Source organism: Achromobacter sp. FW305-C-28 (assembly GCF_058783235.1).
In genome coordinates this window covers 20724-32631 of sequence record NZ_JBYSYL010000017.1, presented here as the reverse complement: position 1 = coordinate 32631, position 11908 = coordinate 20724, and the positions used below count along the sequence as shown (strand labels likewise).

Sequence of the window (11908 nt, the reverse complement as noted above, 5' to 3'; positions counted from 1 at the left end):
GGCCGGGCGGAACGCTGGGCGTCCCGCCACGGTCCGCTCAGTTATCCAGATTGATGTTGCTGCTCTTGATGAACTTGCTCCAGCGGTCGTACTCCGCCTTCACATAGGCATCCAGGGCCGGGCCGTTGGACGCCACGATCTCGAAGCCCGCTTCCTGCAGCTTCTTCTTCACGTCGGGGTCGGCCAGCACCGTGTTGAATGCCTGGGTCAGCTTCTTGATCGTGGCGTCGGGCGTGCCCTTGGGCGCGAACATGCCGCTCCAGGAATACGCCACGAATCCGGGGAAACCGGACTCGGCCACCGTCGGCACGTTGGGCAGGTCGGGCAGGCGCTTCTCGCCGGCCACGGCCAGGGGCTTGATCTTGCCGGCCTGGATCTGGCCGCGCAGCGCGGCAAAACTCAGCCAGGTCATGTTGGCCTGGCCGCCCACCACGGCCTGGATGGCCGGCCCCCCGCCCCCATAGGGCACGTGCAGCAGGTCCACCTTGGACAAGCGCTTGAGTTCCTCGGGCGCCAGGTGGTTCAACGAGCCAACGCCGGTCGACGCATAGTTGAACTTGTTGGGCGGTTGCTTGGCGGCCGCCGCCAGGAATTCCTTCAGGTTGTCGCCCGGCACCCCCGGGTTGGCGCCCAGCACCAACGGAAAGCGCACGGTCTGGGTGATGGCAACGAAGTCCTTGAAGGTGTCATACGGCAGCTTGGGCTTCACGGCGGGATTGATGCCGTGGTTGTCGAAACTGACCAGCAACGTGCTGCCGTCCGGCTCGGCACGTGCCACGAACGCAGTGGCGATCTGGCTGGCGGCCCCGGGGCGGTTTTCCACCACCACCGCGCGGCCACCCAGTTCCTGCGACAGGCGCGGCTGCATGATGCGGGCCAGGATGTCGGTGCTGCCGCCAGGCGGGTACGGCACCACCAGGATCAGCGGCTTTTCGTCCGCTGCCCGCGCGGGCGCGGCCACCAGGCCGCTTCCCAGCGCGGCCAGCGCGCAGACGGCGGCCAAGGCGCGCCGGATCGATGTGTAGGTCATGTTCTTTCCCCTGCTGTTGTGGTGTTGGCCGGCGCTGCCGTGGCGGGTTCGGCCTGGTCCCGCATGTAAATCGTGGAAAAACCGGTGCGAATGACGTCCGTGATCTGGTCCAGGCGGCGCCCGATGTGGCCGCGCATCATGTCCGGCAAGGCATCCACGTCGCGCCGCTCCAGCGCCTGGACAATGCGCATGTGCTCGCCCTGGGTATGGCTACGCCGCCCCTGCTGCATGTCGATCCAGCGCACGAAGTGGATGCGCGCATTGACGCTTTCCAGCGCCCGCACGAATTCCTCGTTGCGCGACAGGCGTGCCAGGGTCAGGTGAAAGGCTTCGTCCAGCGCCAGCAGCCGGGTGGCCTCGCTGTCGTCCGGCTCGTCGCGCGACCGTTCCACGAACGCCCGCAGCTCGGCCAGTTCTGCGTCGGTCGCCCGCTCGCAGGCCGCGCGCACGATGCCCGCTTCCAGCACCGCGCGATATTCATAAAGGCTGTGGATCTGCTTGGCGTCCAGCAAGCGGGCAATGAAGCCGCGGTTCACCGACCGAGTGAGGAATCCCTCGACCATCAGCTGGTTCAGCACTTCGCGCAGTGGCGTACGGCTCACGTTCAGGCGCCGGGCCAGGTCCACTTCGTTGATGCGCTCGCCCGGCTTGAACTCGAAGCGCACCGCCATCGCCTTGACGGCGTTGTACAGCTCGGCCTGTCCGGCCGAGGTGCGGGCAGCGGGTCGGGATTGCGTCATCGGAAGGGTCAGCCGCCAGGGCGCTCCAAGCAGGGATGAAGTGCATACTAAAGTGCATACACTTTGCCTCGCAACTCGGGTTTGCCCGGAACGCAGGCACGACCTATCCGCCCCTTTTATAGGGCAATGCGTGGAATTGGGGAAAACAGACGCGCGGCCGGGTGGCCCCGCCTGGGGCTCAAAGGCCGGTATCGAGCGTGTAGTGCGCGCCGTCGCGGTTTTCCAGCGTCAGCGTGGACAAGCTCGGCATGGTCGCCGACGGGTCTTCCTGCACGTGGATACGCAGGTTGGCCAGCGGCACTTCCCAGCCCCCTGGGGCGGCTTCGGCCTTCACGCCGGCCACCAGGGCCAGGCGCTCAGCCACCTGGCGCGCCTGGGCGGCGCGCGCGTCGATGCGTGTCAGGCTGCGGGCGCCATTGGGGTGCGCCATGAGTTCGGGCGACCAGACGCACTCGGGTGTCAGGTGGCGGCAGAAATACATGCGGATGCCGGGCAACGGCTGCTCGGCAAAACGCACGGTATGGAAACGGGCCTGCACTTCCTGGCCATCCAGCATGGCCGGCCGGCTCAATTCCTGCATGGGATTGACCGCGAAGCCGGCGGCAAGCAGGCGTTCGCGCGTGGCTTCGGCGTCATACGTGCGAAACACCAGCGCTTCCAGCCCGAACGGAGAATCGGCGATCTCCTTGCGGGCTGGCGGCGCGCCGGGCGGCCAGCCCAGCAATTCGACATAGGTGCCTTCCAGCACGATCAGGCGATTGCACGACCCCAGGTTGTGCACCGCCTTATCGCTCAGGTGAAACCCCTGGCGCTCGAAATGCGGCGCCAGCGCATCCAGCCGGTCGCGCACCATGACCACGGCATGGTCGAATTCGGTGTGGCCAACGGAATGCAGCATGGCGTCTATCCGGTCAGACCAGCTTGCCGTGGCACTGCTTGAACTTCTTGCCGCTACCGCACGGGCACGGATCGTTGCGGCCCACCTTGGGCAACACGTTGCGTTGCGGCTGCGCGCCCTCTTCCGTGGCCGATTGGGCCAGGGCCTCGTCGTAGTCGGAGTGGTGGTACTGCACGTTCTGCACATGCGACTGGGCGGCTTCGGCTTCGGCCTGCTCGACCTGTTCGGACGACTGCACTCGCACCGTCATCAGCACGCGCACCACGTCGTCGCGAATGCGGTCCAGCATGCCCGAGAACAGTTCGAAGGCTTCGCGCTTGTATTCCTGCTTGGGGTTCTTCTGGGCGTAGCCGCGCAGGTGGATACCCTGGCGCAAGTAGTCCAGCGCCGACAGGTGCTCGCGCCAGTGCGTGTCGATGGCTTGCAGCATGATCGAACGCTCGAACTGCGACCACGATTCCGCGCCCACCTGCTCGACCTTGGCCTGGTAGATCTCGCGGGCCGCCGCGACCACGCGCTCGCGCAGGTCTTCGTCGGTCAGTGTGGCTTCTTTTTCGAGCATCTCGACCAGCGGCAGACGGATCTGCCAGTCGGCTTCCAGCGCCTTTTGCAGGGCCGGAATGTCCCACTGCTCTTCCACCGATTCCGGCGGCACGTAGGTGTTGAACAGCTCGGTCACCGCGGCATCGCGCAGGTTTTCGACGGTGGCGCCCACACTGGCGGCTTCCAGCACGTCGTTGCGCTGCGAATACAGCACCTTGCGCTGGTCGTTGGCGACGTCGTCGTATTCCAGCAATTGCTTGCGGATGTCGAAGTTGCGGCCTTCCACCTTGCGCTGCGCGGTTTCGATCGAGCGGGTCACCATACCCGCCTCGATGGGCTCGCCCTCGGGCAGCTTCAGGCGTTCCATGATGGCGCGCACGCGGTCGCCCGCGAAAATGCGCATCAGCGAATCTTCCAGCGACAGATAGAAGCGCGACGAACCCGGGTCGCCCTGGCGGCCGGCACGGCCACGCAGCTGGTTGTCGATACGGCGCGATTCGTGGCGCTCGGTGCCGATGATGCGCAGGCCGCCAGCGGCCTTCACTTGCTCGTTCAGCGGTTTCCAGTCGGCGCGGATCTTTTCGATGCGTGCGTTCTTTTCGGCTTCGGACAGCGATTCGTCAGCGCGGATCAGGTCGACCTGCTTATCGACGCTGCCGCCCAGCACGATGTCGGTACCACGGCCCGCCATGTTGGTGGCGATGGTGATGTGGCCCGGCTTGCCGGCTTCGGCAACGATCTCGGCTTCACGGGCGTGCTGCTTGGCGTTCAGCACTTCGTGCGGCAGCTTGGCCTTTTTCAGCAGGCCCGACAGCAGCTCGGAGTTTTCGATGCTGGTGGTGCCCACCAGCACCGGCTGGCCGCGCTCGTGGCAGTCGCGAATGTCTTCGAGAATGGCGTTGTACTTTTCCGCGTCCGTCTTGAAGACCTGGTCGTTCTGGTCCTTGCGGATCATGGGCTTGTTGGTCGGGATGATGACCGTTTCGAGCCCGTAGATTTCCTGGAATTCGTACGCTTCCGTATCGGCCGTACCGGTCATGCCGGACAGCTTTTCGTACATGCGGAAGTAGTTCTGGAACGTGATGGACGCCAGCGTCTGGTTCTCGTGCTGGATCTTCACGCCCTCCTTGGCCTCGACCGCCTGGTGCAGGCCATCGGACCAGCGGCGGCCCACCATCAGGCGGCCCGTGAATTCGTCGACGATGATGACTTCGCCGTCCTGCACCACGTACTGCTGGTCGCGGAAGAACAGCGAATTGGCGCGCAGCGCCACCATCAGGTGGTGCATCAGCGCGATATGGCGCGGGTCGTACAGCGACTCGCCCTCGGGCAGAATGCCCAGGCGCGCCAGAATGCCCTCGGCGTTGACGTGACCGGCTTCCGACAGATAGACCTGCTGGCTCTTTTCGTCGACCCAGTAGTCGCCTTCGGGTTCCGGCTCCTGCGGCTTGGGCTCGCTGGCCATGCGCGTCAAGAGCGGCGGCACCGCGTTCATGCGGATGTACAGCTCGGTGTGGTCTTCGGCCTGGCCCGAGATGATCAAGGGCGTGCGCGCCTCGTCGATCAGGATCGAGTCCACTTCGTCGACGATGGCGTAGAACAGCGCGCGCTGGCGCCGGTCTTCAACACGGTATTCCATGTTGTCGCGCAGGTAGTCGAAACCGAATTCGTTGTTGGTGCCGTAGGTGATGTCGGCGGCGTAAGCGGCCTTCTTTTCCTCGTTCGGCTGCTGCGGCACCACCACGCCCGTGGACAGGCCCAGGAAGTGATACAGGCGCCCCATCCATTCCGCGTCACGGCGGGCCAGGTAGTCGTTCACCGTGACCACGTGCACGCCCTTGCGGGCGATCGCGTTCAGGTAGACCGGCAACGTGGCCATCAGTGTCTTGCCTTCACCCGTGCGCATTTCGGCGATCTTGCCGCTGTGCAGCGCGATGCCGCCCAGCAGCTGCGCATCGAAGTGGCGCATGCCGAAGACCCGCTTGCCGGCTTCGCGCACGACGGCGAAGGCTTCCGGCAGCAAGTCGTCCAGGGAAGTGCCCTGGGCGTGGCGGGAGCTGAACTCCTCGGTCTTGGCCGCCAGCTCCGCATCGGAGAGCGCGGAGATCTTGGGCTCAAGCCTGTTGATCTGGGTTACCAGCTTGCGATACTGCTTAAGCAGCCGGTCGTTGCGGCTACCTATGAGTTTTTTGAGCAGAGAAACCATGCGTATGTCGGCCGCACGAACTACGCCGCGCCCGCAAACAGGCTGAGGGCAGCGTCGCCCGTGACTTGATGTTATTTGGTTGAGCGGGGGTCCGCTGGGAAACGAACCAGTTTAACGCACCTGGAGCGCAATAGCCTGATCCTATGGCCAGGCTGGCACTGTAGCCCGGATCGGACCTCAGCGCGCGGCGCCGTTGGCGCCAACCTGCGCCACCGCGGGCGGCGCGTGTTGCTGCGGCCCGAGGAACAGGCGCGGATCCAGCGGTTGTCCAGCCAGCCGGACCTCGAAGTGCAGGTGCGGACCGGTGGATTGGCCCGACGATCCCACCCGGGCGACCTGCTGGCCCCGTTCGACCAGTTGACCTTGCTTGACCAGCAGTGACGAGGCGTGGGCGTAGCGGGTGATCAGGCCGTCGCCATGGTCGATTTCAACCATGTTGCCGTAGCCCGGCTGGAACTTGGCTTCCAGCACCACCCCGCCCGAAGCGGCCAGGATGGGCGTGCCCGGCGGTGCGGCAAAGTCCAGGCCTTCGTGCATGGCCTGGCGCCCGGTCACGGGATTGCGGCGCCAGCCGTAGGACGAGCTGAGGTACGGATAATCGGTAATGGGCATGGCCGTGGGCATGCGGGCCTGATCGGCCGAACGCCGGGTCAGCGCCGCGTCCAGCAGCTTGAGATTGTCGGTTTGCAGCGCCAGCCGTTCCTGGATTTCGTCCAGCTGGCGGCCCAGCGCTTCGGCCGAGGCCGCGGTGGGCGGCGTGCGATCGGTGAACAGGTCGTCCATGACCTGGGTCGCCTCGGGCGCGTGGTTCGCGTCGGCGGGCGCCGCGGCCAGTTGCTTGGCCACTTCCGGATCGGTATAGGCCACCCCGGCCACCTGAGCCACCCGCTGGCCCAACCCGTCGATGCTGACCAGCTTGGCCTGCAGCGCGCCCACCTTGGCAGCCAGCAGATTCATGTTGCCGCGCAGGAAATCGGCGTCGCGTCCCGGCTGTCCGGACAGCGGCCACCCTACCGTGTGTACCGCCGGCAGGATGGGAGTAAGGTAACGCTGAAGCGCGGCGCCAAAGATGGCGGCGGTCATCAGGGCGCCCCCCAGAAACAACGCCAATCGTGCGCCTCCCAGGGTGAAATGCCCGTCCTGCCCTTCGCGGGCGTGCATAATCACGATTTTCAAGGTTTGCTTCCTAATTCTTAGAGCCGGGATGAATAGACCCACTTCATACCGTCAACGTTCCAGTTCCAGCCGGCGGAAAGAAAATACCGCCCTGGGATGGCTGGGTCATGACATGCGGGGCGCCGGCGTACTGGCAACCGCCCGCAAGCACTTGCAAATCCAATATGCGGTGGCGGCAATTCTGCCCGCCCCGTTGGGCGCCGTGTGCCAGGTAGGCAAGCTGGAAAACCAGCGCCTTCAACTGGTGGTGCCCAGTGCCGCACACGCGGCGAAGATGCGTCAACTGGCCCCGCGCATCGCGCAGGCCTTGTCGGACCAAGGCTGGAACCTTAACGAAATTGCCGTCAAGGTACAAGCCGGCCTGCCTAAGCCCGGTGCCCGCCAGCCGCTCCCCCCGAAAGAGGCGCAGCCCCTGGGCGACACCGCCCTGGGCGCATTCGAAGCGCTGCACGACACCCTGCGCCCCGGCCCCTTGGCCGACGCCGTCGCCAAGCTTTTGAAGCACCACAAGAGTAGCTGAGATAGCCAGGCTTGTCCGGCACGCAGCTCGCCCGGAAACCAAGCGAAACCAAGTTGTCGGACCGGATGATGCCTCGGGAAATACCTGGATGGCACCCGAAGGCGGAGGGACGGCGACAGGTGCCATCCCGGGGACAGGACGGGACACCAGCCGGGGACGGTCCCCGGCGATACCGCCCTTAGCGGCGAACCGGCATCAAGCCAGTTGCCATTCGTGCCGGAACGCCTGCGGCGCCGCGGCTTGCGATTCGTAGGTGACCAATTCCCAGGCATCGCGCTGCGCCAGCAGTGCGCGCGCCAGCTGGTTGTTCAGCCCGTGGCCCGACTTGCACGCCACATAGCGCGCCACCAGGGGCTTGCCCAACAGATACAGGTCGCCAATGGCGTCCAGGATCTTGTGCTTCACGAATTCGTCGTCGTAGCGCAGGCCATCGCTGTTCAACACCCGGTATTCGTCCATGACGATGGCGTTGTCCAGGCTGCCGCCGCGGGCCAGGCCCATCGAGCGCAGGGCTTCGACTTCGTTGACGAAGCCGAAGGTGCGCGCGCGCGCGATTTCGCGCACGTACGAATGGGTGGCGAAATCGATCTCGGCGAAATTGGCGGTCGAGTCGATGGCAGGGTGGCGGAAGTCGATCGAGAAGGCCAGCGCGTACCCTTCATGGGGTTCCAGCCGGGCCCACTTCTCGGTGCGGCCTTCGCCCTCGCGCACTTCCACCGTCTTCAACACGCGAATGAACTGCTTCGGGGCGTTCTGCTCGACGATGCCCGCCGAGCGCAACAGGTAAACAAAGGTGGCCGCACTGCCGTCCATGATGGGGACTTCTTCGGCAGTGAGGTCGATATGCAGGTTGTCTATGCCCAGGCCGGCCAATGCCGACATGAGATGTTCCACCGTGGACACGCGGACATTGCCCTGCTGCAGCACGGATGCCATGCGGGTGTCGCCCACGCCCGTCGCCTGCGCGGGCAAGTCAACGACTTCGGGCAGATCGACGCGATGGAACACGATGCCCGTATTGGGCGCCGCCGGACGCAGGGTGAGCTCGACCCGCCGTCCGGAGTGGACGCCGACACCAGTCGTGCGGACGAGATTCTGAATGCTGCGCTGTCGGAACATGAGACTAAGGTATTTTGAGCCAGGAAGCCGACAAGTTAAGAAGAGATTGCCGGCGTAACTGACGTATTGTAACTCTGTCCGGTTCCCAACGCCATCAAGGGCGTGTGGACCGACCGATAAAACCGTCCCCTATTCACACCGTGCAAGGGAAACACGGGCCGCTCCGCCTCCGGCTTGCCTGCGGGGACAGGCAAGCCGGAGATGAGGGAGTGCATATAGAGCCTGAATCAGGCCCCAAGGTTCAATCCGCCTGCTTGCGCAGGAATGCCGGGATGTCGAAATGATCCATACCCGAGCTTTCCAGTGCACGCACCTGGGCCGACGCCTGGCTGCGCGGGTTGCGCATGACAGACGGCATGTCCAGATTGCGGTAATCACCCTGACCGGCGGCCGGCATCGTGCCCATGGGCATGTTGTCGGTACCGGTACGCAGCACTTCAGCGGTGCTCTGCACCAGTTGCGGACGCGCCTGCGCACGGCCCAGGCCGGTCGCAACCACGGTCACGCGCAGGTTTTCACCCATCGACTCGTCGTAGGCGGTGCCGAAGATCACGGTCGCGTCGTCCGAAGCGTAGCTGCGGATCGTTTCCATGATTTCGCGCGTTTCGCGCATCTTCAGCGAGCGGCTGGCAGTGATGTTGACCAGCACGCCGCGAGCGCCGTTCAGGTCCACGCCTTCCAGCAGCGGGCAGGCAATGGCGTGCTCGGCGGCGACACGGGCGCGGTCAGCGCCCGAAGCCGATGCCGTGCCCATCATGGCCTGGCCTTGCTCGCCCATGATCGTCTTGACGTCTTCGAAGTCGACGTTGACGTTACCTTCGACGTTGATGATTTCGGCGATGCCCGCGCACGCGTTGTGCAGGATATCGTCGGCCGAACGGAAGCAGTCTTCCTGCGTCGCGTCCTCGTCCATCAGTTCATAGAGGTTCTCGTTGAGCACCACGATGAGCGAATGCACGTGCTTGGCGAGTTCGGCAATGCCGTCCTCGGCCATCTTCAGGCGCTTGTTGCCTTCGAACGTGAAGGGCTTGGTGACCACGCCCACCGTCAGAATGCCCAGTTCCTTGGCCACTTCGGCCACGACCGGACCTGCGCCCGTGCCGGTGCCGCCGCCCATGCCGGCGGTGATGAAGACCATGTGCGCGCCGTTCAGGGCGGCACGGATCTCCTCGCGTGCGGTTTCAGCCGACGCGCGGCCTTGCTCGGGCTTGGCGCCCGCGCCCAGGCCCGTGCGGCCCAGACGGATCTGCACCGGGGCGTTGGTCGCCGCCAGTGCCTGCGCATCGGTGTTGGCGCAGATGAAATCCACGCCGTGCACGCCGCTGCGAATCATGTGCGCGACGGCATTGCCGCCTGCACCACCCACACCAACGACCTTGATTACGGTCCCTTTGGTGTTGTTCTCAAGCATCTCAAAGTTCATCATGATGACTCCCTCACAAGTCCGATTTTGCAAATCACAAAAATTCCCCAACAACCTATATTTTGTGAATCGCCTCAAAGCCGAAGCCGACCGGTTTGATCCGCAACGGGTTTGAGACGCCTCCCCTTCTGGCCCGACCCGCGATGCCGCTGCGGATCACGCCAAGGAGCAGGCCCCAACCTGCCCCCCTCAATTCATAAACCATTCCTTCATGCGCGCCAGCAGGCTCTTGAAATTGCCCGTCTGCGCGGCGACCTTGCGGCCACGCACACGCTGCATGCGCGCTTCCTGCAGCAAGCCCATCACGGTCGAGAAGCGCGGATTGCGCATCACGTCGGCCAGGCTGCCTTCGTATTCGGGTACGGCCACGCGCACCGGCTTGAGGAACACGTCCTCGGCCAGTTCGATCATGCCGGGCAACTGCGCAGAGCCGCCGGTCAGCACCACGCCGGACGCCAGCAGGTCTTCGTAGCCGGAATCGCGCACCACCTGCTGCACCAGCGTGAACAGTTCTTCCACGCGCGGCTCGATGACGGCGCCCAGCGCCTGGCGCTTGACCTGGCGCGGACCGCGGTCGCCCAGCCCCGGCACTTCCACGGACTCGTCCGGGCTGGCCAGCACTTGCTTGGCCACGCCATAGCGCAGCTTGATTTCCTCGGCATCGGGCGTCGGCGTGCGCAGCATGGCCGCGATGTCGTTGGTGATCTGGTCACCGGCGATCGGCAGTACGGCGGTATGCCGAATGGCGCCGCCGGTGAAGATGGCGACGTCGGTGGTGCCGCCGCCGATGTCCACCAGCACGACGCCCAGTTCTTTCTCGTCTGCGGTCAGCACGGCCAGGCTGGAGGCCAGCGGCTGCAGGATCAGGTCCTGCACTTCCAGGCCGCAGCGGCGAACGCACTTGACGATGTTCTGCGCAGCGCTGACCGCGCCGGTCACGATGTGCACGCGCACTTCCAGGCGCAGGCCGCTCATGCCGATGGGCTCGCGGATGTCTTCCTGGCCGTCGACGATGAATTCCTGCGTCAGCACGTGCAGCACTTGCTGATCGGTGGGGATGTTCACGGCCTTGGCGGTTTCGATGACGCGAGCGACATCGGTGGCGGTGACTTCCTTGTCCTTGACGGCGACCATGCCGCTGGAATTGAAGCTGCGGATATGGCTGCCGGCGATGCCGGTGTAGACGTCGCGGATCTTGCAATCTGCCATCAGCTCGGCTTCTTCAAGCGCGCGCTGAATGGAGTTAACGGTGGTCTCGATATTGACGACCACGCCCTTGCGCATGCCGCGCGATTCGTGCTGGCCCAGGCCAAGCACTTCGAATCGGCCTTCAGGCAAGATTTCAGCCACCACAGCCACCACCTTGCTGGTGCCGATATCGAGGGCGACGATAAGGTCCTTGATGTCACGGGTCATGGCGTTAGCGTTTCTTGGGAGGTTTCGGTGTGGATTTGGATTTGGCTTCCGACGCGGGCAACGGGGCCAGCGCCAGGGCGAAACCATTGGGATAGCGCAGGTCGGCCTGCGTGATGGTGCGCCCTTCCAGGCGCCCCGCCACGGCCGGCCAGGCCTGCACAAAGCGTTGAATGCGAGCCGCGAACGGCAGCGCGCCGGGCAGGCCATGCGGGTCCGGCGCATCGGCGCCCGGATCGCGGCCCAGGTCCAGCAACATGCCGTTGGACAGCACCACGCGCCAGGCATAGCGCGGGCTCAGCTCCAACTGCTTGACGTGCATGTCCAGCGGTGCAAACCAGCGCGCCAATTCGGCGTAGCGCTGCACCACCAGCGATTCGGTGCCCTCGGGCCCGGAGAACTGCGGCAATACCGTTTCGTCGTCCACCTCGCCCGTGTTGGCCGTGAACGCTTCGCCCCAGGTGTTGATCATCTGGTTTTCGTTCCACAGCGCCAGCGGCTGCTGCTCTTCGATGCGCACGCGCAGCACATTGGGCCAGATGCGACGCACGGTGGCATGCCGCACCCAGGGCACCGATTCGAAGATCTCGCGCGCGTCGTCCAGGTCCACCGTGAAGAAGTTGCCCTTGAAGCGCCCCGCGATCGCCGCACGCACGGCGCCCGGCGACACATAGTGCAGCTCGGTTTCCGGCGAGGCTTCCAGTTCGATGGCCGACAGCGTGAAGTACGGGCGTTGCGCTACCCACACCACGCCCGCGATCAGCATGGCGCAGACCGCCAGCACGGCTAGCGTGTTGGCAATCAGGTTGGTAGTGCGAGCGTCGTTCCACACAGAGTATC

General features: G+C 64.9%; 10 protein-coding genes. 1 reads left to right on the top strand and 9 read right to left on the bottom strand.

Annotated features, from left to right (window positions below; genetic code table 11):
• Positions 1-37 precede the first annotated feature (37 nt).
• The 5 genes from AC3WMR_RS28660 to AC3WMR_RS28640 all read right to left on the bottom strand — a co-directional run bounded on the left by AC3WMR_RS28660 (position 38) and on the right by AC3WMR_RS28640 (position 6578).
• Positions 38-1030, bottom strand: coding sequence for a tripartite tricarboxylate transporter substrate binding protein (locus AC3WMR_RS28660; protein WP_492266546.1), 993 nt, complete (start codon positions 1028-1030; stop codon positions 38-40).
• On the bottom strand, positions 1027-1770 hold the full coding sequence (locus AC3WMR_RS28655) for a GntR family transcriptional regulator (RefSeq protein ID WP_492266547.1): 744 nt from the start codon (positions 1768-1770) through the stop codon (positions 1027-1029). The genes AC3WMR_RS28660 and AC3WMR_RS28655 overlap by 4 nt, the downstream gene beginning before the upstream one ends.
• Before the next feature lie 178 nt (positions 1771-1948).
• Complete coding sequence (locus tag AC3WMR_RS28650; RefSeq protein WP_492266548.1) at positions 1949-2668, bottom strand: VOC family protein; 720 nt, start codon at positions 2666-2668, stop codon at positions 1949-1951.
• 13 nt (positions 2669-2681) lie between these two features.
• Complete coding sequence (gene secA, locus AC3WMR_RS28645; protein ID WP_492266549.1) at positions 2682-5417, bottom strand: preprotein translocase subunit SecA; 2736 nt, start codon at positions 5415-5417, stop codon at positions 2682-2684.
• Between the two features lie 177 nt (positions 5418-5594).
• Positions 5595-6578 (bottom strand): M23 family metallopeptidase, encoded by a 984-nt coding sequence (locus AC3WMR_RS28640; RefSeq protein ID WP_492266565.1) that lies wholly within the window; start codon positions 6576-6578, stop codon positions 5595-5597.
• A gap of 127 nt (positions 6579-6705) precedes the next feature.
• Between AC3WMR_RS28640 and AC3WMR_RS28635 the strand changes: the two genes are divergently transcribed.
• The gene (locus AC3WMR_RS28635; RefSeq protein ID WP_175190689.1) at positions 6706-7113 is read left to right on the top strand and encodes a flagellar hook-length control protein FliK; all 408 of its coding nucleotides are present in this window, start codon (positions 6706-6708) and stop codon (positions 7111-7113) included.
• 195 nt (positions 7114-7308) lie between these two features.
• Here the strand turns inward: AC3WMR_RS28635 and lpxC are convergent, their stop codons facing one another.
• The 4 genes from lpxC to AC3WMR_RS28615 all read right to left on the bottom strand — a co-directional run bounded on the left by lpxC (position 7309) and on the right by AC3WMR_RS28615 (position 11900).
• The gene (lpxC, locus tag AC3WMR_RS28630; RefSeq protein WP_025136633.1) at positions 7309-8232 is read right to left on the bottom strand and encodes a UDP-3-O-acyl-N-acetylglucosamine deacetylase; all 924 of its coding nucleotides are present in this window, start codon (positions 8230-8232) and stop codon (positions 7309-7311) included.
• Positions 8233-8473: 241 nt separating this feature from the next.
• Positions 8474-9658 (bottom strand): cell division protein FtsZ, encoded by a 1185-nt coding sequence (gene ftsZ / locus AC3WMR_RS28625; protein WP_025136632.1) that lies wholly within the window; start codon positions 9656-9658, stop codon positions 8474-8476.
• 186 nt (positions 9659-9844) lie between these two features.
• Positions 9845-11071: a cell division protein FtsA gene (gene ftsA / locus AC3WMR_RS28620; protein ID WP_006217473.1), complete on the bottom strand. Its 1227-nt coding sequence runs from the start codon at positions 11069-11071 to the stop codon at positions 9845-9847.
• A 4-nt stretch (positions 11072-11075) separates the two neighbouring features.
• Positions 11076-11900: a cell division protein FtsQ/DivIB gene (locus tag AC3WMR_RS28615; RefSeq protein ID WP_492266550.1), complete on the bottom strand. Its 825-nt coding sequence runs from the start codon at positions 11898-11900 to the stop codon at positions 11076-11078.
• Positions 11901-11908: the final 8 nt, after the last annotated feature.

Bases quoted from the DNA above. Each gene is read 5' to 3' on its own strand.
- ftsZ (WP_025136632.1), bottom strand. From the start codon at position 9,658: ATGATGAACTTTGAGATGCTTGAGAACAACACCAAAGGGACCGTAATC.
- AC3WMR_RS28635 (WP_175190689.1), top strand. From the start codon at position 6,706: ATGCGGGGCGCCGGCGTACTGGCAACCGCCCGCAAGCACTTGCAAATC.
- AC3WMR_RS28660 (WP_492266546.1), bottom strand. From the start codon at position 1,030: ATGACCTACACATCGATCCGGCGCGCCTTGGCCGCCGTCTGCGCGCTG.
- lpxC (WP_025136633.1), bottom strand. From the start codon at position 8,232: ATGTTCCGACAGCGCAGCATTCAGAATCTCGTCCGCACGACTGGTGTC.
- secA (WP_492266549.1), bottom strand. From the start codon at position 5,417: ATGGTTTCTCTGCTCAAAAAACTCATAGGTAGCCGCAACGACCGGCTG.
- AC3WMR_RS28640 (WP_492266565.1), bottom strand. From the start codon at position 6,578: ATGCACGCCCGCGAAGGGCAGGACGGGCATTTCACCCTGGGAGGCGCA.
- ftsA (WP_006217473.1), bottom strand. From the start codon at position 11,071: ATGACCCGTGACATCAAGGACCTTATCGTCGCCCTCGATATCGGCACC.
- AC3WMR_RS28655 (WP_492266547.1), bottom strand. From the start codon at position 1,770: ATGACGCAATCCCGACCCGCTGCCCGCACCTCGGCCGGACAGGCCGAG.
- AC3WMR_RS28650 (WP_492266548.1), bottom strand. From the start codon at position 2,668: ATGCTGCATTCCGTTGGCCACACCGAATTCGACCATGCCGTGGTCATG.